This is a genomic window from Parapedobacter sp. SGR-10 (assembly GCF_011030405.1).
Lineage (GTDB): Bacteria > Bacteroidota > Bacteroidia > Sphingobacteriales > Sphingobacteriaceae > Sphingobacterium.
In genome coordinates this window covers 92,312-113,888 of sequence record NZ_JAAJTJ010000002.1, presented here as the reverse complement: position 1 = coordinate 113,888, position 21,577 = coordinate 92,312, and the positions used below count along the sequence as shown (strand labels likewise).

19 protein-coding genes and 1 pseudogene are annotated in these 21,577 nt (G+C 47.8%); 7 read left to right on the top strand and 13 right to left on the bottom strand.

All coding sequences use genetic code 11. The features are described 5' to 3' along the window. Positions 1-29: 29 nt before the first annotated feature. Together G5B00_RS02605 and G5B00_RS02600 are read left to right on the top strand one after the other, a co-directional pair. Positions 30-395 carry an STAS-like domain-containing protein gene (locus G5B00_RS02605; RefSeq protein WP_163871696.1) on the top strand — a complete coding sequence of 122 codons (366 nt, stop codon included), beginning with the start codon at positions 30-32 and terminating at the stop codon, positions 393-395. Positions 396-613: 218 nt separating this feature from the next. Continuing rightward, complete coding sequence (locus tag G5B00_RS02600) at positions 614-985, top strand: hypothetical protein (protein ID WP_163871695.1); 372 nt, start codon at positions 614-616, stop codon at positions 983-985. Between the two features lie 100 nt (positions 986-1,085). Here G5B00_RS02600 and G5B00_RS02595 read toward each other — a convergent pair whose 3' ends face one another. The 6 genes from G5B00_RS02595 to G5B00_RS18120 form a co-directional block, all read right to left on the bottom strand. Continuing rightward, positions 1,086-1,277, bottom strand: coding sequence for a cold-shock protein (locus G5B00_RS02595; RefSeq protein WP_163871694.1), 192 nt, complete (start codon positions 1,275-1,277; stop codon positions 1,086-1,088). A gap of 365 nt (positions 1,278-1,642) precedes the next feature. After that, on the bottom strand, positions 1,643-2,704 hold the full coding sequence (locus G5B00_RS02590; protein ID WP_163871693.1) for a fatty acid desaturase family protein: 1,062 nt from the start codon (positions 2,702-2,704) through the stop codon (positions 1,643-1,645). A gap of 51 nt (positions 2,705-2,755) precedes the next feature. Further along, on the bottom strand, positions 2,756-2,878 hold the full coding sequence (locus G5B00_RS18260) for a hypothetical protein (protein WP_255453774.1): 123 nt from the start codon (positions 2,876-2,878) through the stop codon (positions 2,756-2,758). A 309-nt stretch (positions 2,879-3,187) separates the two neighbouring features. Further along, on the bottom strand, positions 3,188-5,389 hold the full coding sequence (locus tag G5B00_RS02585; RefSeq protein WP_163871692.1) for a glycosyltransferase: 2,202 nt from the start codon (positions 5,387-5,389) through the stop codon (positions 3,188-3,190). A 313-nt stretch (positions 5,390-5,702) separates the two neighbouring features. Further along, complete coding sequence (locus tag G5B00_RS02580) at positions 5,703-8,849, bottom strand: error-prone DNA polymerase (RefSeq protein WP_163871691.1); 3,147 nt, start codon at positions 8,847-8,849, stop codon at positions 5,703-5,705. Between the two features lie 14 nt (positions 8,850-8,863). Then, positions 8,864-9,424: a hypothetical protein gene (locus tag G5B00_RS18120; protein ID WP_240894380.1), complete on the bottom strand. Its 561-nt coding sequence runs from the start codon at positions 9,422-9,424 to the stop codon at positions 8,864-8,866. A gap of 16 nt (positions 9,425-9,440) precedes the next feature. Between G5B00_RS18120 and G5B00_RS18115 the strand changes: the two genes are divergently transcribed. Beyond that, entirely contained in the window at positions 9,441-9,584 is a 144-nt protein-coding gene (locus G5B00_RS18115; RefSeq protein WP_240894379.1) for a hypothetical protein, read from the top strand. Between the two features lie 389 nt (positions 9,585-9,973). On the opposite strand, the pseudogene G5B00_RS18110 reads toward G5B00_RS18115, so the two are convergent. From G5B00_RS18110 to G5B00_RS02560, 4 genes and pseudogenes are all read right to left on the bottom strand, one after another. Further along, a pseudogene (locus G5B00_RS18110) lies at positions 9,974-10,273 on the bottom strand (DNA polymerase Y family protein); the annotation flags it as partial. A 99-nt stretch (positions 10,274-10,372) separates the two neighbouring features. Then, on the bottom strand, positions 10,373-11,113 hold the full coding sequence (locus G5B00_RS02570) for an ImuA family protein (protein ID WP_163871689.1): 741 nt from the start codon (positions 11,111-11,113) through the stop codon (positions 10,373-10,375). A 385-nt stretch (positions 11,114-11,498) separates the two neighbouring features. After that, positions 11,499-12,116: a peptide chain release factor H gene (gene prfH, locus G5B00_RS02565; protein WP_163871688.1), complete on the bottom strand. Its 618-nt coding sequence runs from the start codon at positions 12,114-12,116 to the stop codon at positions 11,499-11,501. A 2-nt stretch (positions 12,117-12,118) separates the two neighbouring features. Next, the gene (locus G5B00_RS02560; RefSeq protein ID WP_163871687.1) at positions 12,119-13,519 is read right to left on the bottom strand and encodes an RtcB family protein; all 1,401 of its coding nucleotides are present in this window, start codon (positions 13,517-13,519) and stop codon (positions 12,119-12,121) included. A 289-nt stretch (positions 13,520-13,808) separates the two neighbouring features. Between G5B00_RS02560 and G5B00_RS02555 the strand changes: the two genes are divergently transcribed. Both G5B00_RS02555 and G5B00_RS02550 read left to right on the top strand, forming a co-directional pair. Then, positions 13,809-14,039: a hypothetical protein gene (locus G5B00_RS02555; protein ID WP_163871686.1), complete on the top strand. Its 231-nt coding sequence runs from the start codon at positions 13,809-13,811 to the stop codon at positions 14,037-14,039. 155 nt (positions 14,040-14,194) lie between these two features. Then, entirely contained in the window at positions 14,195-15,289 is a 1,095-nt protein-coding gene (locus G5B00_RS02550; RefSeq protein ID WP_205966795.1) for an L-dopachrome tautomerase-related protein, read from the top strand. A 106-nt stretch (positions 15,290-15,395) separates the two neighbouring features. Here the strand turns inward: G5B00_RS02550 and dnaA are convergent, their stop codons facing one another. From dnaA to G5B00_RS02535, 3 genes are all read right to left on the bottom strand, one after another. Further along, the gene (gene dnaA, locus G5B00_RS02545; RefSeq protein WP_163871685.1) at positions 15,396-16,823 is read right to left on the bottom strand and encodes a chromosomal replication initiator protein DnaA; all 1,428 of its coding nucleotides are present in this window, start codon (positions 16,821-16,823) and stop codon (positions 15,396-15,398) included. A 369-nt stretch (positions 16,824-17,192) separates the two neighbouring features. Next, positions 17,193-19,121 (bottom strand): 1-deoxy-D-xylulose-5-phosphate synthase, encoded by a 1,929-nt coding sequence (dxs, locus tag G5B00_RS02540; RefSeq protein ID WP_163871684.1) that lies wholly within the window; start codon positions 19,119-19,121, stop codon positions 17,193-17,195. A gap of 200 nt (positions 19,122-19,321) precedes the next feature. After that, the gene (locus G5B00_RS02535) at positions 19,322-20,431 is read right to left on the bottom strand and encodes a lipase family protein (RefSeq protein ID WP_163871683.1); all 1,110 of its coding nucleotides are present in this window, start codon (positions 20,429-20,431) and stop codon (positions 19,322-19,324) included. A 246-nt stretch (positions 20,432-20,677) separates the two neighbouring features. Here G5B00_RS02535 and G5B00_RS02530 point away from each other — a divergent pair, with 246 nt between their 5' ends. Both G5B00_RS02530 and G5B00_RS02525 read left to right on the top strand, forming a co-directional pair. After that, positions 20,678-20,902, top strand: coding sequence for a hypothetical protein (locus G5B00_RS02530; RefSeq protein WP_163871682.1), 225 nt, complete (start codon positions 20,678-20,680; stop codon positions 20,900-20,902). 3 nt (positions 20,903-20,905) lie between these two features. Beyond that, positions 20,906-21,439 (top strand): CinA family protein, encoded by a 534-nt coding sequence (locus G5B00_RS02525; RefSeq protein ID WP_163871681.1) that lies wholly within the window; start codon positions 20,906-20,908, stop codon positions 21,437-21,439. The last annotated feature ends 138 nt before the right edge of the window (positions 21,440-21,577 follow it).

Sequence of the window (21,577 nt, the reverse complement as noted above, 5' to 3'; positions counted from 1 at the left end):
AACCCTTGTAGAAAGGAGGTTCTTATACGATGAAACAAGAGTTAGAAATATCATTAAAAGAATTGTTTAACAATTCTTTGGATACCAGGGAATCTGTTTCAACCTTAGTCAAAGTCATAAAGGAAGAGACTCAAGCCTTTAATGAAAAAGATATCGTTTTGAACTTTCATGGTATCGTATTTATGTCGAGGTCATTTGCGGATGAGCTTCACAAAATGATCATGGATGACAAGTTTGATGTCACGGTTACATTTAAAGGTATGAACTCCGATTTCCTCGCCATGCTGAAAACAGTCGAAAAAACACAAAATAAAAGGTCACTCAATATAAAGAAAGCATCTTTTGTGAAAATCGATGATATGCACACCTTAAACAATTATGCCTTTTCTTGGTAGTATCTGTTAACCAAAAGTTTTAATAGTTATAAAAAATTAGGGGCTCTTTCTATATCAAAGAGCCCTTTGAGTATGTACTGAATATTATCTAAGTGCATAACTCTGACCGATATCTTAATTTATTATGTATAATTATTACCAACTATGGGTTTAATCATTTTTGTATGCTAATATACAAGTCCGCAGTCTGAACCTAGATAAAAGTAAATACCCTGATTATGGATTGGTCATATATACTTAAACATTGGGGGTGTACATTGATATTAGCTCCCATCCTATCCCAATTATTCAAAGAATTTGGATTTGGCAATCCTCATGAGGTTATTGGCTTACTCGAAGTTATGCCGATAACCTTGGCAATCAGTTTGACCCTCTCTCTCCCGACATTATTTATCTATACCTTTGCCTATCACATTTTAGTGAGGTATGACTTCAAAATCAAGTGGATTAAATTAATCCTTATCGCATGGACAATTATAGGTATTTCCATAACGCTGGGTTGGCTAGGTGGATTGCTTATGGACGAAATTCCTTTGTGCTATTCTATTGCAGCCGTAGTTAGCGGTATAATGATCAGAATGAAAAAATAGGGTAGTATCATACCAGAACATCCAAAAAAATAGCAGATAACACGAATGTCATCTGCTATAGTATAGCCTGGGAAAGACTGTTGGTCTTTCTCTTTAAGTTTTATGCTACGCGTACGTTAACTGCATTAACGCCTTTTTTGCCGTTCTCTACGTCAAATGTCACGGAGTCATTTTCACGAACATCGTCAATCAGACCTGATGAATGTACGAAAACATCCTGACCACCACTTACTGGTGTAATAAAACCGAAACCCTTGGTAACGTTAAAGAATTTTACTGTTCCTTGTTGCATTGTGTTATGTATTTATTGATAAATTATTTTTCTTTTTTTTGGCTACTGCCGTTATTGCTTCGATCGTGGCATCGCTACGATGGTAATTCCATTTGTTCGCAAGAAATGATGTCTGTATTTTTTGAACGGCTTGAAATAGCCCGGTTCAAAAAGGTACTGCACCCGTTATATTGTCAACAAAAATTAGCAGCTGAAAAAGCGAAGACTGAGAGAGAAGGATGAACTTAACGGTTTCAGAAAAGCGTCGGCAGAGCCTGATTACGGGTCAAATATACGTGTAATTTATTGTAAATGAAATAATTCTGTTGTTTTTCTTTCAGCGGCCATTCGATTTTACTGTGCTATGACTAAACATCAACAGACCTCTATCGGGACATGCTGTGGATGACCCGGACATGGGATTTGAATGCCTCCCGGAAGGTTCCGTATTCCACGCTCTTGATACCAAGCTCCCTACAGGTCTCCTTTACGATCCTATTGATTGCAGGATAATGCACATGGCAGATTTTGGGAAAAAGATGGTGCTCCACCTGGAAATTCAATCCCCCGAGCAACCAGGTCAACACCTTATCCTTAGTGGCAAAATTAGCTGTGGACTGCACTTGATGTACCATCCATTCTTGCTCAACCTTATCGGTATTTATAGTTTTGAATTCCGTTTCTTCGACCACATGCGCAAGCTGGAATACGGTAGCCAAGCAGATCCCACACAGTATTCCGGCCACTAACAGCCCAATGAGGGTCGGCAACCATCCGACAACGATCATAGGTATGACTATAAATATACCGAAATGGAACACTTTACTTACCCAAAAGATAACTTTCTCTTTCAGCGGAAAAGCAAATCTTTCGGAGTTTTTACCAAGCTTTTGCCGGAAGTATTTTTCATAGTCCTGAAAGAAAACCCATGCGAGGTAAGATATGCCATATAGGAAGATAAAGTAGTATCGCTGATACTTGTGATAACTCCTGAGCGTTTGATCGTGATGCACCCGCATAAACTTGATCTCAATATCATGGTCCTCTCCCTCGATATTGGTGTACGTATGGTGTGCAATATTATGTTTCAGCTTCCAGAGGTATATATTGCCTCCCACAAGGTTCAACGAGTACGAGAGAATGGTGTTGATCTTCGTATTGTGCGAAAAAGAATTGTGCCCGGCATCGTGCATGATATTAAAGCCGATTGCTGCAAAATTGACCCCCAGGAGCAAACACAATAGGATGCTGATCGGCCAATAAGGCTGCACAAATACCAGAATCGTGTAAAGGCAAATAAGTGAGGAGAAGAGGATGACGGCCTTTAAACCGATCCGCCAATCACCTGTTTTAGACTTGCCGCTCACCTTAAAGTATTCGTTTATCCTTACTCTGAGCGATTTTGAAAAGAATGTATTTACATTGCTGAATTTTATAGATGGTGACATGTGGAATTATTAACGGTAATAAAAAAGATAAGAGCAGACCCATTTAAGGGCCTATTTCTTTTTCTTGCTAAACACATTTGCTGTGGTTTCTTTTGAAGTCGAATCTTTCTCCTGTTGGTAAGAAGATTGTGTCTTCTCTTTCGTACTTTTTGCTTTTTTCTGATCTTTACTCATGATGGGTATACTTTATACTGTTAGTGTTTTTCGCATGTCAATCGTTTTCTACGATCGGCCGTTGGCAGGCTGGGTCTCTCCCTGGACAAGTCAATCAGCTGTCTTTGCGATTTGAAAAAATGTTGTTTGCTTTAAAAAGAAAGGGACTGTCACAGGACAATCTAAAAAATCCAGGATAAAACAATATGCTCTATTTCATGTCTGATCTGCTGAATGGGATTAAATAATAGCAGACAACTTTGTTAAAGGTAGTGATAATAATTGACATTCAGTGCATTATGTTTGTTAAATTGTGAAATGGTAGCTCGACTACGCATAAGGTTCCATGATAAGCCTTGCCATTAGATAACTCAGGGTTGATTCCGCACCTTGGTTGATATTGACCGTATCCTCTTCGAGTCCATCAAAGCATCCTCCGGTAACGGGATTGTAAACGATCTGTTTGAGATGGTTACGGCCCAGAAACCAGTCAAATGCTCGGCCTATATTTTCCTTATAGGATTCGTCCCGGCTTACTTTATAAAACCGATCCAATGCAATGATCGTGTAGGCCACGTCGATAGGCTGTTCCCCTCCTTGGGTATCCGTTGCGGGATTTCCGCGCTGTACCCATCCCTTATTGGATATGACATGGATTTCATCACCTGTCATGATCTTGCCAAGCAGAAAATCAAACGATCTGTATGCAACTTCTTGATAAATGGTCTGACCTGTGACTTCGTATGCAGCGAGCAATGCTTCAGGAATGGCACTATTGCCATAAGTCAGATAGGACTCGTACCACTGCCAGCCCGCTGAGCTTTCATGGTCGAACATGGCTACCAAACGATCTGCCAATGTCGTCAACACATCCATATAGCGATTGTGATTCAGAAAACTCAATCCTTTGATCGTAAAGGACATAGATCTTGTCGAGTGATAGGACAAAAAATGAACCGATGTCCGCTCTAACAGCTCATTCGCAAGCGCGATTATTTCTTCGGGCAGCATATGGGACATGCCGATGACCTCGCCCAGTGCCCATACTGCCCGCCCATTTGCGTCTTCCAGGTTTTCCTGATTATTCTGACCCGTAAAGTGGCCTTGCTTGTCCACATAATTCAGGAACGTCCCGTCATCTTGTATACAGTATGCAATAAATTGCAGGTATTTCTGGATCAAGGCCAGATCAGCATATGATTCGGATATCCTGTAGTGGTGCAGCATAGCGATCAGGGCACGGGCATTATCGTCGAGCGCATAACCACTTTCCACATCGGGCGTACTGATATTGGCAAACTGAACAAACCCGATATCCGTTGTCATGCGCTGAATGTGATCCAGATTAATAGGGGGGAGAGCATATGTTATCCTTCGCTGCTCACCGAAAATATCTTCGAACAGATTGACATGTGCCAACGCGGTGTTCTGCCAGGATGTGGCCACCATTTTTTGCAGGTTGATATGGCGGATCCTGTCGAGTCTTGACGTATCGTCCAATATCTGGTTGACGGCACCCGCCAACTGATCGGGAGCTTCAAAGCCGATCATGATCCCCATGTCCTCTTTCAACACTTCACGCACATGGGGTATGGGTGTTGACACGATCGGACAGCCCGAACTCAATGCGTAGGAGAATGTGCCGCTGACAGCCTGGAGTGGGTCTTTTGAAGTGAAAAGGTATACATCCGTAATCTGGAGATATGACAGAAGATCCTCCGTTGACAAAAATTCATTGACAAATCGGACGTGATCGGCGATCTGGTATCTATCGACCAGCTCTTTAAGCATATCCCGGTAATATTCCCCTTCCTGTTGGATCAGAGCAGGATGTGTCATGCCAAGAATGAGGAACATGACATTTGGCGTTCTGGCAATAATCGCCGGAAGTGCCTCCAATGTTGTTTCGATGCTTTTTCCAGGGCCTAAGAGACCAAATGTACTCAGTATTTTCCTGTCGGTCAGATCATACCGCCGACGGATCTCGTTCTTATCGACTGCAGGTGCTAAATGGGTACCATGGGGTATCACGATAGTTTTGTCGGCCGATATTTGATAATCGTTGATCAGGATGCTTGCTGAACTCCGGGTCATGACCGAGACGCGGGAACAGGCTTCCGCTAGGGCTTTCACCTTTTCGGCCAACAGTGGGTCCGGTGAAGGCAGTACGGTATGGAAAGTAAGTACCACGGGCTTCTCCAGATTGCTGATGAACGAGAGAAAAGCCACCTCTTGATCTTTGAACAGCCCGAATTCATGCTGGACACATACCATATCGATATCCGTAGCAGTGTTAATATATTCTGTAAGACGATCAAACGAACCGGGATCTGAAACGTCCAGTCTCTGAGGCGTATCAAACTGATAGGCATGTCCAGCACCCTCGCTCTCGATCGGTATGGGTATAAGGTTAAAAGAATGGAATTTGCCTGCGATGGCCCTCATGAGGTCCGTAGTATAGGTAGCGATACCGCATGCGCGTGGGGGAAAAGTCGAAAGGAAGCCTATTCCTTTTTTTGATGTAGATGCCATGATCTTGAAGTTAGAACCTTGCATACTTTCGTCTCGTATTATTACAAGGTCTGCACGTAGGAAGGGGCATCAAGGTACGGAATAAAAAGGACAATTCGCGAAAAAACAATATGATATGTTTCCTAGCTGGTGCGAGTACCCTCATGCATACCCGATATAACAAAAGCGCCCAAAGCTGCTCGCTTCATAAATATCAGGCAGATATTCTTTTGGGTTCAATAACATATCTGGCAATAGGATATGCTGTCAAACCTGCCAATTGGAGTGGAGTAATACGTACCAACCAGATGTAACTGTCAAGCATGAACTCCCCTCACTGAAAATTCCTTCCCTTATAGAACACCCCTTTTACCGTATCGCCATCTTCCGGTGCAGCCAGATTACGCAGCCACCCATTCAGGTTGGTGCAGTGCTGCACGATCACGTGGATGACCTCGCCCTCGATCTGCAGCTTGCCCGTCACCATCAGTAACCGGGACTGCAGGATCTCCCTACGGTATTTCTCAAACATCTTGCCCCAGACCACCAGGTTGGCAAATCCCGTCTCGTCCTCGATGGTCACGAACAGCACGCCCTTGGCGGTGCCCGGCCGTTGGCGTACCGTGATCATGCCGCAGAGCTTGACGAACATGCCGTCTTTCATGGTGGGCAGTGCCACTGTCGGTGTGACGTGCAGCAGATCCAGTTTTTCACGGAAAAAACTTACGGGATGCGCTTTGACGGAAAGGGATGTGCTGGCGTAGTCCTGCACGACGTGCTCGCTCGGTGTCATCAGGGGGAGTTCGATCTGCCCTTCCTTCGTGCTTTCGGAGGGCTGGCCCTCGAACAGGCCGATCGGCCTGTCCTGCAGGGCGGCCACTTCCCACAGCGCCCGGCGACGGTCGAGGCCCATCGAACGGAAGGCGTCCGCATCGGCCAACCGCTCCATGGCGGATAGGGGTATCCCGGCATCGACCAATGCCGGGATGGACGGATAGCCGCCGTGGCGTCCCCCGACCAATACCTGCATATCTTCTTCGTTCAGGCCCTTCACCTGCCGGAATCCCAGCCGCAGTGCATGGTGTTTTTTACCGAACTCCCCTTCCAGTGTATGGTCCCAATGGGAATGGTTCACGTCCACGGGCAATACCTGCACGCCGTGCTTCTGCGCATCGATGACGATCTGTGCGGGCTGATAGAAACCCATCGGCTGGCTGTTCAGCAGGGAAGTTGCAAAGATATCCGGGTAGTGGCACTTGATCCACGACGACACGTACACGAGCAGCGCAAAAGAAGCGGCATGGCTCTCCGGGAAGCCATAGCTACCGAAGCCCTCCAGCTGTCGGAACACCCGGTTGGCGAACTCTTCGGTGTAGCCCTTGCTGACCATGCCGTCGACCATCTTCTTATGGAATGCCGATACGTGCCCTTTGGCTTTGAACGTGGCCATGCTGCGCCGGAGCGCATCGGCCTCGGCGGGCGTAAAGCCTGCGGCCACGATGGCAATCTCCATGGCCTGCTCCTGGAACAGGGGTACGCCCAATGTCTTCTCCAATATTCCCTTGATTTCCTCAGAAGGATATTCCACGGGTTCTTCTTTGTTGCGTCGGCGCAGGTAGGGGTGCACCATATCACCCTGGATAGGGCCGGGCCGTACGATAGCGACCTCGATCACCAGGTCATAAAACGTCCGTGGACGGAGGCGCGGCAGCATGGACATCTGTGCCCGGCTCTCGATCTGGAATACCCCCAATGTATCGGCGCGGCAGATCATATCGTACACTTCGGTATCGTCTTCGGGGATATTGGCCAGTGTGAGGTCGAGCCCGTAGTGGGCCCTGGCCAGATCGAATGCCTTGCGGATACAGGTCAGCATCCCAAGGCCCAGCACATCCACTTTCAAAAAGCCGAGTGCCTCGAGATCATCCTTGTTCCATTCGAGGTTAGTACGGTCCTCCATGCGGGCATTGATGATCGGGCACAGTTCATGCAGCTTGCCCTGGGTGATGACAAAGCCGCCCGTATGCTGTCCCAGCTGCCGGGGGAACCCCATGTACTGCCCCGTCAGTTCCAGAACCTTGCGCAGGTGTGGGTCATCGGGATTGAAGCCCTGTTCGATCAGCAGCTGCAGGTCTATGTAATCGTCCCAATGGCTGCTGACCGTAGCGGCAAGACGGTCCACGGTATCCTGTGACAGGCCCATGGCCTTGCCTATATCACGCACGGCGCCTTTGGCCCGTACCTGCGTCACCGTGGCCACGATAGCGGCTCGGTCACGGCCGTACTTTTCATAGATATACTGGATCACTTCCTCGCGCCGTTCGTGCTCGAAGTCCACGTCGATATCGGGCGGCTCGTCACGGGCATCCGACATGAAGCGGGCGAACAGCAGGCGGACTTTGGCAGGATTGACCGAAGTGATACCCAGGCAATAGCAGACCGTGGAATTGGCTGCAGACCCGCGGCCCTGACAAAGGATGTTGCGCTCCCTGGCAAAGCGGACATAGTCATGCACGGTAAGGAAATAAGAGGCATAGTTCTTCCTTTCGATAAAATCCAGTTCATGTTCGATGGACGCTCTGACCGACTCCGGGATGTCATCGCCGAACCGCTCGTGTGCACCTTCCCATGCGAGCCGTACCAGTTCTTCCTGCGGGGTTCGCCCTCCCTTGGTCAGCTCCTCGGGATATACGTATTCCAGTTCGTCCAGCGAAAAGCGACAGGCCTCGGCGATGGACTCTGCATGGCGGATGGCCTCGGGGTACTGGCGGAACAGGCGCTCCATCTCGTCCATCGGTTTGAGGTACCGCTCCGCATTCGGATGGAGCCGGAAACCTGCGGTCTGGACGGTACATTTCTCCCGGACACAGGTCAGCGCATCCTGCAGTTCGCGCCGCTCCGGCCCGTGGTAGTGTACATCGTTCAGGGCCACCATGGGCATGTCAAGCTGCCCGCAGAGCTGGTGGATGCGGAACAGCTTTCGGGCATCGTCGCCCGTATAGGTGCGTACCGCACCGAGGCTAAGGTAGCTGCCCAATGCCTCACGGTATTCTTTGATATGCCGTATATAATCGGGTTCTAGCTCAAAACCGGAAACGAGCTTATCGGGAGGCACCACAACAAACTCGATGCCCTTGTGATAGGCATAGACATCGGCTTTATACAGGTGGCACTGCCCTTTTTCAGCACGGCGGTTGCCGATGCTCAGCAGGGTCGAAAGCCGTCCGTAGGCTTCCCGGTCCGTGGGATAGGCCAGCAGGCCCGGTCCGTCCAGCAGGTCCAGGCGGCAGGCGGGGATCAGGCGGATACCGTGTTTCCTGGCGGCCACATGCGCCCGCACCAGTCCGGCAAAGGTATTGCGGTCGGTCACGGCTATGGCGGTATAGCCCAGTGCGGCGGCCCGCTCCATGAGCTCCTCCGCGTGGGATCCCCCACGGAGAAAACTGAAATTTGATGTCACCTGCAATTCGACGTATGCCATAATGTAATATCCTCCTAAGCAAAAAAACCGTGCAGAAACCATTGCCGTGCACGGTCATCTCCGTAATGGCCCGAACGGAAAATCCAGTACCGCTGGCCCTTGTGGTCTTCCACATAATAATAATCCCGGTGCTCGCCGCTGTCCACCCACCACTCCCGTTCGATGCGTTCGGGCCCTTCGGCCTTTTTGATGGAATGCACCTCGCCTCTGTACCTGAAAAGCATGGGCGGATAGTCGGGTATGGGGGCCGTGACGTCTATCGGCTCGGGGCTGGCCAGTAGACGTGTGGGCCTCGGCCTGTCATCTGTCCAGGGAATAGGTGGCTTTTCCGAAAGCGACACGGCAGGGCGGATCGAACGCTCCGGCCAGTGGTGTGCATCGGGCAGATAACGGTGTACGGTACAACCCGTACCTTTCCCGGTCAGCCTGTCGAGCAGCTCGGCCAGTTCGGGACTGGACAGTCCCGGGGCGGTCTCCCACAGGGCCTCCTGTACCGGATCGATATCTTCGATCCGGGGGGCTTCCAGGATAAACAGTTCGATGCCCAATGCGGGTTCGATCTGGGAGATTTTCAAGGCAAACAAATTGAAGATGTGTGAAACACTGGCTGTGGCCCGGCTGGTACCGATACCGATCTGTACCGTCCTGCCGTCTATCCGACAGCATTTCAGGATAGCTGTCCGTAGCCCCTTGCCTTCGCCGGACAGCCGCTCACAGAGTGTTTCCAGCAGCTGACGGAGTGCGATCTCGATCCCGGCAGCGGTACGGATGGGTTCCAGACTGGGCAGGCGCTCGGTATAGGGCGGTACGGGTTTCAGGGGCAGCAGGTATTCATCTTCCTGCCCCAGGGCCTGCCGCAGCCGCAGTAGCAGCTGGTCACCAAAGCGCCTGCGCAACGCAGCGCGGGGCATCCCCATGAAGCTGCCCACTGTGCGCATCCCTAGCTTGTGCATGCGCTCCTGTACAGTGGATTCCAGGCGCAGTGCCAATGGCGGCAGGTGCATCAGGGCCTCCCGTTCTCCGCCGCCTTCCACAATGGGCCCTTTCTTTCCGAAGCGTGCCACTGCCCACGCTGTACCAACGGTCGGGGCAATGGCCATCCGGACATCGTACCCTCTATTCCGTAGCCGGGAGACGATATCGGTCAGGTAAGCACGCTCCCCTTTCCACAGGTGCGCGCAGCCGCTGATGTCGAGGAGCAGCCCGTCCGGCGGATCCACGGCAACGACAGGCGTATAGCGTATACACCAGAGCCCGAGCGAACGGAGCAGCTTGCCTGTCCATGCGGGCTGGTCGTCGATCACTTCCAGTCCGGGGAGGAAGGCCTTGGCATCGGCCACGACCATACCTGCCGATACGCCCTGTGACTCGGCCAGGATGTTCGCTGCCGACACGACCATGCGGCCATGTACAGGGGTGGCCATGACGAACGGTACCTCCCGCAGCTCCGGCTGCCGGATGGCCATCCGGTCGGTGCTCAGGTGCCTGAACCAGATCGATGCAAAACGTCTCTCCATAATCCATCAGCCTGTCTTTATCCATTTTTTATCTTGAGTGCCCACCAGAGTCGGTTTCGCCATCGGCACAAAACCGTCTTCCGACCACCCCACCTGCCAGCTTCCCGTATGGCCGTTGCGCACTTTCAGCAGTTCCACCTCCCACTGCGGGCTGCCAACTCCCGGCAGGCCTTCTTCGAGCGCACTGGGCAGGGGCCTGATCTGCCAACGTGCAGCACATGCCGTTGACCCGATCAGGCGGGGGCTGTGCCGGATCACCAGACCCGTGACCTTGCTTTTCTCCACGGCCAGTTGCAGTCTGCGTGACTGCGCAAAGTCCATTTCCTGCAGTTCTGACACCACTGCGGCCAGTCCCTTGCATTTGAGCGCTTCCTCTGTGGCCCATAGCACTTCCCGCTCACGGCGCATGGTCACGAACACGATACGGTCGGGTTCTACCCCGAAAGATTTAGCTGCCGGTGGGAAGAGTATGGTGGATGTACCTATCCATAAGCAGACACCTCCTCCGTCCATCAGGCGGGACAGCAGCCCCTCGATAAAGCCACAGGTAGCGGCTCCCTGTTCCCTGCTAGTGCTGATGAACTCATGGACGGTACCCCGGGGGAAGATCCCATTGGGGAAGGCATTCTCGACAGGTCCGAGGCCAATGCCGCCAGCCGCCCGGCTTTCCGGAGGGGCAAAGCCCTGCATCCGCAGGATATCCTGCCTGAGCTTGTCTATCAGTTCTCGTTTACTGTCCACTGCCATGACTATTTCAAGTTAGGACAACAAATTTAATACTAATATTTTTAGCAAACAAAATCTTTTCATGCTTACCCTTAGTAAACTTCCTTAACAGTTGTTGTCACAGTACTATGATTTCATGAATCCACAAGCTATGTTTGATTGGCTCTCAGAATCCGATTGTTTATAATGCGAATTAAGGGTGAAAAAACTCGAAATCAAAAAGGACAATATTGTCAAGTCAGTATCAAAGATGATCGCTGATAAAGAAATCGTATGTTCATACATCAAGGGAAAGACATCTCTTCAGGAACTGGATAAAAAAGGCATCAAGTTTGCAAAACCATTATAACTACGTTTTTGACAATATTACCAATACATAGAACTTCGTAACAACAAACGCCACCCATCAAAACAAATCTCGTTTGATCGTTTTGACCGGATTGCCGCGTTCCAGCTCATTATGATGCTGCCATTGGTTTTGCTGTTGTTCCATCAGCTGTTCTGCTTGCCAAACCAATACTCTAGCCTCCAATCTGGCCAGACAAAGCTTTTTATTTTCCAACTGTGAGCGTGTATCCGTGGCCAGTACTTGTATCCCGGATGGCAGGTGTGTCCCCCGCACCGCTGTCTCCACCTTATTCACGTTTTGTCCGCCTGGCCCCGACGAGCGGCAGGTCTCCAGCTTGACATCCCTAAGGTTCCATTGCATAAGTATCTTCGCATCGAAAACGGCAACACCTATAAACCAGTTTTTGCGTTTGTGATATCTACGGTATGGGCTTGGTGCTATCCATTGTATGGTTCCTGTCCATTCTTTTAAAAAGTCATCCAGATCATTGCCTGCAAGCATCATGGTGGAAGACAGGAGTGTCCCGTTCAATTCGCCGACCTTATTTTCAAGGACCTCCATTTGAAAGCCTTGCTGTCTGGCTTGTTTCATCATTAGACTCTGCACACAGGCTACGACCCGACAGCACTCTGCCGGGCCTTTGCCTGATGTAATCTGTATCATCATTTTCTTCATCGCTACTCCTTATTCATTCTAACAATACGTGGATAAAATTTACCTTGGATATCAACCAGGTCATGTTGTGCAGTCATGACGGTTTCAATATCTTTATAAGCCAATGGGTTTTCTTCAACCGTTCCCCCGATTAAGGTAACGCCGGCATTACTGAGCAGTTTTTTCATGGCTGATGCGGTCATACTCTCCTTGGCCCTTTGCCTGCTCATCGCACGGCCTGCGCCATGGGATGCAGAGTACAGTGCATCGCCGCTTCCTCTACCCGCCACCAGATAAGCAGGCGTGGTCATGCTGCCGGGAATAATCCCCAGTTCACCTTTGTGCGCCGGTGTTGCGCCTTTACGGTGTATGATCACTTCTCTGCCATCGACCAATTTGTCTTTCCAGGCAAAGTTGTGATGGTTTTCCACTACATAGAGCACCTTTAGCCCTAATGCTTTTAACAGGTTCGCGTGAATGCGCTCATGACAGGCTTTAGCATAATCACCGGCCAACGTCATCGCAAGCCAGTACTCCTGGCCTGCTTCGCTATTCATATCCAGCCAAGCCAGTGATTGTGCATGCCGGGGTAACTTACAGCTGTCCATTGCGAGTTTTGTGTAATGCTGAGCTATGGCTGCACCCAAACCACGACTTCCGGAGTGCGTCAATAACGCCATGTACTTCCCGCCCGGTAATCCCAAAACATTATCGGCCAGCAACTCCATTTCACCAAACTCCACGAAATGATTACCTTTACCGGATGTCCCTAATTGCCTTACGGCTTTTCCCCTTAGCGGTTTCAAAAAGGGTATTTCGTGGAACACCGAACTATCTAGAACCTCATGTTCCTGCCGGATATCCAAGCCGCCTTCCATTCCAAAATGAGTATGATTTTTTAACGCCTGTTTGATTTGGTATGCAAACCTTTTTATAAAACCTTCGCTTTCATCAATAATAGAAAGTGCCATTCGACAACCGATATCCATGCCTACTGCGTACGGAATCACAGCGCCATCTGTAGCCAGCACACCGCCAATAGGCAGGCCAAACCCCATATGTGCATCGGCCATTAGCGCACCCTGTACGCTTACTGGCAGCAGGCTGGCAAGTTCTATTTGCTTTTTGGCCGATGGTTCGATACCCTTACCGCCATATGTTTTGAAGCATACCGGTTCATCGCGTAACGTGTAAGTTTTAAACGATGGTCCTTCCGCTTTACCAATTACTTTCTCGGCTATCTTACGTGTCAGTTCATTATCCAAAAATGCCTCCGGATCATCCTTAATACGCAGCAACAGATCGAGTAACTGTTGCTTACTGTGGTGTTTGAAATTTTTGGAGACTATGCCAATAACCAGGCTTCGTAATTGATCGTTATGATAACCAATTTTACTTAAATCTTTTGTTCTTAAATTTCCCATACAGGTTTATATATCTAGCTCCAGACAAGCCTCTTTTAGGCTGCATCTGGGAATGTTATTAATTTTTGTTGAATTTGATTTCTGATCTCAGTTCGTCCTTGTGCAAGGATACCCCTCTACAAGTGCTCTGAAAAGTCCTATGGAATTGTGAAGGCAGACAAACATTGCATAAGTTACTTATACAACTGCTTAATTATTAAAAAAACAGGGGATTGGCTGCCTAATTAGGCAATGAGCAAAAGGGGTGATATGTAGATATGCTCTGTCATGATTCCTTGATATTTAAAAGATGAATAAATCAAGAATTGAGGCAAAGGTAGAGAATATTTTTAATCCGCGCAAAATAATTCATCTATGGCAGTCTCACCGATTCGATAGGATCCATGCGGATTGCCGGGACAAAGCGATCATCTTCCTGTCAGGAGCCCGGCTCTCCAAGACTTTTGGCAAATATGTAGAAAAGACCCATAAAAGGGCAAATCCGGCTGGAGCCTTAGATTGTACTACTTGCGATTGGTAAAGACACTACCCAAGCAAAAAGAAGTCATTGCCGGCAAATAGCAGGAGAAGAAGAAAAAGAGATAAAACAAAAGGCCATACAAAATGTTTAATGCCTGAAAGGGTTTAGTACCCATACGCTGTCGTTCCCCAGGAAGAGGTTCTGAAAAAAAAGCAATGAAAAAATTTATTTTACCAATAGCTATTACCATTTGTACAATGATGGGCTGCCAAAGGTCTTTAGAGAATAGGAAGCTCGTTCAGGTCGCTGAATTTGGCCACAGTATGGCCATCGGGCTGAGCGTCAATACAGAAAATAGGATTTTTGTCTCGTTTCCAAACTACAATGGGGTTGGCAACCTCGCCCTGGCCGAAATCATCGACGGCAGCCTACACCCCTATCCCGATACCGAATGGAACACAAAGGGAGACTACGGTCACCATTTTTTAAGGGTGCAGGATATATATGTGGATGCACAGGATTTCCTATGGGTGCTGGACTCCAAACCGGGATCTGCCGGAAATATCTTTGGCGATGGGCAGGGAGAGGCGCAAGGCTTGTTCAAGTTGGTAAAGATCAACACCAAAACGGATAAGGTCGAAGACACCTTTCTGTTTGAAGATCTCGACAAATCAAAATCTGCCCTCAATGATGTCCGTGTCGATGTCGACAAGCAATTGGCCTATCTGTCGGATCCCGGCCAGGCTGCCATCATCGTGCTGGATCTGCAAAGCAAAACGTCCAGAAGCGTGTTGGCACAAATGTCCTACACGCTGGCCGATAAGATCACACTGGAATATGATGGCATAAAAATGCAGGACAAAGATGGAAAGCCTTTTTCGTCCAACATCAATAGCATAGCCTTGACACGGGACTATAAGTATTTCTATTTCAAACCCATCAATAAGCAGAATCTGTATAGGATTGAAACCCGGTACCTGGCTGATCAGGAACTTACGGACGATGACCTGGCCACTAAGGTAGAAGATAGGGGAGAAGTGGGCATCACGCATGGGATGATCGCCGATGGCAAAGGAAATATCTTTTTCGCTTCCTCAGAAAATTACAACATATCCTATATCGACGCCGATGGACGGCTAAAGACGCTAATAGAAGACCCCAACTTGCTATGGCCGGACTCTTTCGGAATAGGCCCGGACGGATATCTGTATTTCACGTGTGCACAGATGCAACGATTGCCACAATGGAACGGTGGCCAGGATAAAACCGAATATCCCTATAAGGCGTTTAAGGTAAAGCTACCGGAATAATAAAATTTATCGTTCCTACCTTAAGGGGCCTTAGAAGAAGGTATAAAGCCTTTTAGTAAAAAGGCTATAAAAAAGGGATCGAAAATTTTCGATCCCTTTTTTGTATTTACGAATTCTTCAATTTCTTCTGTATATCCTGTACATACGTCTTGAACTTTTTGTCTGTTTCGATCAGGTCTTCTACTGTTTGGCAGGCGTAGATGACCGTCGAATGGTCACGGCCCCCAAAAAAGCTACCGATTGATTTCAACGAAGCTTTGGTGTGGTTCTTGGCGAGGTACATCGATATCTGTCGGGCCTGTACAATCTCGCGCTTGCGTACTTTGGACTTGACCATTTCTATCGGCACTTCGAAATATTCGCAGACCAGTTTTTGGATATATTCCATCGAGATCTCTTTGTGCGTGTTTTTCACAAAGTTCTTCAACATAGATTTGGCCAGGTTCAGGTCGATTTCCTTTTTGTTCAATGTGGACTGCGCCAACAAAGAAACCATTGCTCCCTCCAACTCACGGACGCTGTTGTCGATCTGTGTAGCTACATATTCCACCACATTGTCGGGCAACTCTATGCCATCCGAATACATTTTCTTTTTCAGGATGGCCATTCTCGTCTCCAGATCGGGAGCCTGTATGTCTGCAGACAATCCCCACTTAAAGCGGCTCAGCAATCTTTCTTCCAAACCGGAAAGATCTTTGGGTGCCTTGTCCGATGTCAGGATGATCTGCTTTTGTGACTGGTGCAAATGGTTGAAAATATGGAAGAAAATATCCTGGGTTTTCTCTTTCCCGGCAAAATTGTGCACATCATCCATGATGATGACATCCATAGCCTGGTAGAAATTCACAAAATCATTGATCGTGTTATTCTTTAGGGAGTCGACAAATTGCTGGCAGAATTTTTCACAGGAGACATAAATGATCAATTTATCGGGAAGATTCTTTTTGATCTCGTTGCCGATGGCTTGTGCCAGATGCGTCTTTCCCAACCCTACCCCGCCGTAGACCATCAACGGGTTGAAAGAGGTCCCTCCGGGCTTATTGGCCACTGCATACCCCGCCGAACGTGCCAACCGGTTACATTCTCCTTCAATAAAATTGTCGAAGGTATAGTGCTGATTCAATTGGGGGTCTACATCCATTTTTTTAAGCCCCGGAATGACAAAGGGATTCTTTATATTTTTATTTAAAGCTACAGGGACAGGAATAGATTGTTTCTTCGCCTCAGCGCCGTTTCCGTTGGAAGGCAGGTTGGTCGTATAGGGTGTATTGGTCGACGATTTTTCAACGACGATGTTGTATTCCAGTCTTCCTTGCTCACCCAAAAATTTCTTTACTGTCTTACGAAGAATACCAACATAATGCTCTTCCAACCACTCATAAAAAAACAAACTCGGCACTTGAATAGTCAAGACATTACCCTCTAGCCGAAGAGCCTTCACTGGTTCGAACCATGTTTTGAAACTCTGGGGGGGTATGTTGTCTTTGATGACCTGGAGGCAACTATTCCAAACGCTTGAAGATGTTTTTTCCATTCTAAAAATGTTAATAACTTGATAACCAACTATTGACAAAAAAACTGTGTATAACTTTCGCTTTCAACGAAGATGACAAAAATTAGTGAGGTAAAAAAATGAAAAACCAAAAAAAATACAATTCATTGAAAGACAATTTTTTGCACAAAAAACAACCCTGACTTTACCTTAAAAACCAACACAAAATTTACTTTTCCACACACTTCAAAAATCCATATAGCTCGATATGATCGACCCTCCTTTCGTTATAAACACGCTTAGATTGTGGAAAACTTTAGGTAGGTAAATTTACTTATTATTCATCTGATTTTCAAAAAAAAAGCCACAAAAAATTTGTAGCTTCCTCAAATCGTATGTAGGTTGGTCTTTTTAGCCCACCAATGTCTTTGTAGGGATGGCCTTGGTCAATTTACGACATTCCTCGGCAATAGCCTTTTCGTCATAACGACAGATATGCCACAGCTCCGCCTGTTCGCCATGCTCGATGACAGCATCGGGTATGCCCAAACGGACGACCTGAGCCTTGTAATGATGGTCGGACATAAATTCAATGACAGCGGAACCTATGCCTCCCGGTAGACAACCGTCTTCTACGGTGATGACCTTTTGGAACTTGGTGAATACCTCGTGCAGCAAGGCTTCGTCCAACGGCTTGGCATACCTCAGATCGTAGTGTGCAGGGTATATCCCTTCGGCATTCAGTGTCATGATCGCTTTGGACGCCTCATTGCCGATATGGCCAAGGCTCAATATGGCTACGTCCTCTCCGTCGACCAGTTTTCGGCCTTTTCCTATTTCCAGTTTTTTAAAAGGTCTTTTCCAGTCCACCATAACCCCGTTGCCTCGGGGGTAGCGGATGGCAAAGGGCCCCATATCCTCCAACTGGGCAGTGTACATCAGGTTGCGCAACTCTTCTTCATTCATCGGAGAGGCGACAGTCATATTGGGGATGCAACGCATGTAGGCAATGTCATACGCCCCGTGGTGCGTAGGTCCGTCTGCACCGACCAGACCGGCTCTGTCCAGGCAAAACACTACATTCAGTTTTTGCAGGGCGACATCATGTATCACCTGGTCATAGGCACGCTGCATAAAAGAAGAATAGATATTGCAGAAGGGCACCAGATCCTGGGTGGCCAAGCCGGCACTGAACGTCACCGCATGTTGCTCCGCGATGCCCACATCAAAAGCCCTATCGGGCATGGCCTTCATCATGATATTCATGGACGACCCGCTCGGCATAGCCGGCGTAATGCCCATGATTTTAGGATTGCTCTCGGCAAGTTCCACTAAGGTATGGCCAAAAACGTCTTGATATTTTGGCGGCTGGGGTTTTTCCGGTATTGATTTCTTGATCTCGCCCGTGATTTTGTCAAAGAGACCAGGGGCGTGCCATGTCGTCTGGTCTTTTTCAGCCAGAGTATAGCCCTTACCTTTGACCGTGACCACATGTAGCAGTTTAGGGCCATTGATATGCTTGAGATCTTCAATGGTCTTGACCAGCTTATTGACATCATGGCCATCTACCGGGCCGAAGTAGCGAAAATTAAGGGATTCGAACAGGTTGGCATTCTTCAACAATGTGCCTTTGACGCTCTGCTCCAATTTTTTGGCCCAACCGTAGGCATCCGGCCCATTTTTGGAAATCTTGGCCAGCACAGCGATCAACTCATCCCGAAAACGATTGTAGCTCTTGGAGGTGGTGATGCTCGTCAGGTATTCTTTCAATGCCCCTACATTGGGGTCGATAGACATACAATTGTCATTCAGGATAACCAATAGGTTGGATTTTTCGATCCCTGCATGGTTCAGCGCCTCAAAAGCCATCCCTCCGGTCAAAGCTCCGTCGCCAATGACAGCCACATGCTGCCGGTCATGCTCCCCTTTATAGGCAGAAGCTACAGCCATACCCAATGCCGCCGAAATCGAGGTAGAGGAGTGGCCTACGCCGAAGGCATCGTACTCGCTTTCACCCCGCTTCGGAAAGCCCGAAATACCTCCCAGAATCCGATTGGTATGAAAGACTTCTCTCCGCCCGGTCAAAATCTTGTGTCCGTATGCCTGATGTCCGACATCAAAGATCAGTTGGTCATAAGGTGTATTCAATACATAATGGAGAGCCACGGTCAGCTCGATCACGCCCAAACTAGCCGCAAAGTGGCCACCATGTACAGACACCACATCAATGATATATTGCCGAAGTTCCTTACAGACCTGCTCCAAGTCAGATTCTTTCAACTCACGAAGATCCGTAGGATACTGAATATTTTTTAAAAGTGCTCCCGCTTCTATCTGCATTCCTTTAAAAAGTTCAAAAACAAGTTACAAAGTAACAATTAATTTTTATAAACTATTGAATATATATACAAAATAATAGCGTAGTTGTTTTCAAAGACAAATGTTTTTAGATCGTCAGAAATGACAGGAAGATTGGTTAAATAAAAAGGCTGCGCCATCGCATCGGTTGCTTGCCGCAAACAAGATTCTGCAAGAAGCGTTCAATGCACTGTCTCATCAAGCTGCTCCAACAACAACAGGTAGGGAGCATGCAGATGATGGACGAATATCTCCGACGAATCATCGGTATATTGCTTGTAATAATCTTCATTTGGCGTCAGTACAATGGTATTTCCGGTACGCACATAGTGGTTGCTGTTGTAATATTTTGGCGGAACATAGCCCTTGATATGTTCCTGTACCATCTTGGACGTCATCTTGCCCAGGTATTTCTCATAATTTTTCTGGGCACGAAGTGTCGGTTTGCTCAACTTATTATAAACATGTCTCAATGCCAATCTTTTGAGGAGTTTTTGCTTGTTGATCATCATCTCCGCATTGACAAAAGGATTGACCGCATTAAAGTCCTTTAAGGTCTGGATAGACATCGGTACCTCGGGAACCCAATCGGCCCTATTGACGACATTGAAAGCCCATCCTCCCTGTGTCTTAGCCTCATAGTCATAGGCGTAATACAAATTACCCGGTTTGGGGGCAGCAGAACAATAAGTTTTGAAACGGATATCCGCAGGGATAGTACCCTCTTCTTGCAATTGGTATAGATAGGACGTCAACAGGTAGGAGATGCCTCCACCTTGGCTATGCCCTGTGATCAACATATCTTTGTAGCCTTGTCCATAAAGCTCCTGCACCTTGGGCACGATTTCTTTCGATAGATATGCCGTACTCAACAACCAACCGACATGTACCGCAGCATCGGGGTCGGCAGCCAGATTGTAGGAAAAGGTATCGCTACCGTTGATCTGTAATATGCCTCGTGCCGGAACCATGGCCGCATATAGATTAGCCAACCAGCTTTCTGTCTTCTGTGTAGTACCTCGTATACTGATCACAGCAACCTTAGTATCTGATACCCAGAGATCCCAAAGGTTGTCCAGACCTATCGGTTGCGATTGGTATATCATCTTGAAATGCTGCGGTTCGGGAAATTTGTTGGCATAGGCAGAGTCGGCCGTGGTTCTCGCCGAAATAAGTACCATCTCTTTGAATTCACTTTTTTCGAAACCAGGCTTTAGCTGCTGGGCCAGCACCATATCTCGTGCTCCGATAAATAACAACACAAGAAAGACTTTTATCCATGCTTGATTCATACGCTTTGTTTTTGAACTGCTACATCTCATTTCCTAAACTCAATGTTGAAGCTACACTTACTAAAGTAACAATACTATCTGAATCAACATAAAAATCCCCTAAATTATATGGATAAAACAACTGCGTATCTATCATGATGCAGCATAGCAGGTCTCCTAACACCATAGTATACGGTAAATAAAAATTTTCCCAAACCCGAACCCTGTTGACTTGTTATATCATATACAACAAAAAACAGAACGGTTATGAAAAGGATATCGTCATTAACAAGTTTATTCCTTGTGTCCTCATTCGCATTATTTTCTTGTAACAATCCGCCAAGGGATCGGGACGAACAACGTATAGATGATCTTATTGAGGATCAAACTCCCCTTCCCACAGACTCCGTGGATCAGGATTCGGCCCGAATAGATACATTGGTGCCTCCGATAGCAGGAGATCCCATGTATCCTAAAACACCGACAAACTAACATATGTATCCTATTCCACCGGATGTCATCGAAACGTTCAATACGATACTCCAACAAAAAGGGATAGAGCTGGTATGTGCCGAAAGCATGACCGGAGGCTTATTTGCCAGTAGCATTAGTGCCGCAAAAGGGGCAATGGAAGTCTTAAAGGGAGGAATTATTGCTTATGATACCGCAGTAAAAACACGGCTTCTACACGTTCCCGAGCAGCTTATCGAGCACTATACGGCAGAGTCGCAAGAAACCACCGATGCCATGTGCCAAGGCCTACGCCAGCTCTATCCATATGCTAATCTTTTTGTGGCCATTACAGGTGTAGCGGAGAAAACCTCCGACAACGCCGCACCCGAAGGACAGATATATCTGAGTCTCTTCTATCAGGACGAGCTACATCGCTACGAAACCTTGCTTGAGCCAAAGGAGACATCCGACCGTCGTAATGCCATACGCATCCAAGCAGTCGAATATATGATGGAACGTATTCTTTATATCGTCACACGCGCACCAGTCGCAGGGACAGGGACTCCCGAAACGTAGGAAACTGCAATCACGATGTTCGTATACGAAGCCGGCCGTTCCATTATCAAAACTTAAATTGCGCCATTGCCCCAGAAAACAAAATATCTTTCCCAGATCCCTATGTTCCTGAGATAACTTCCAGTCTGAAACCAAGTA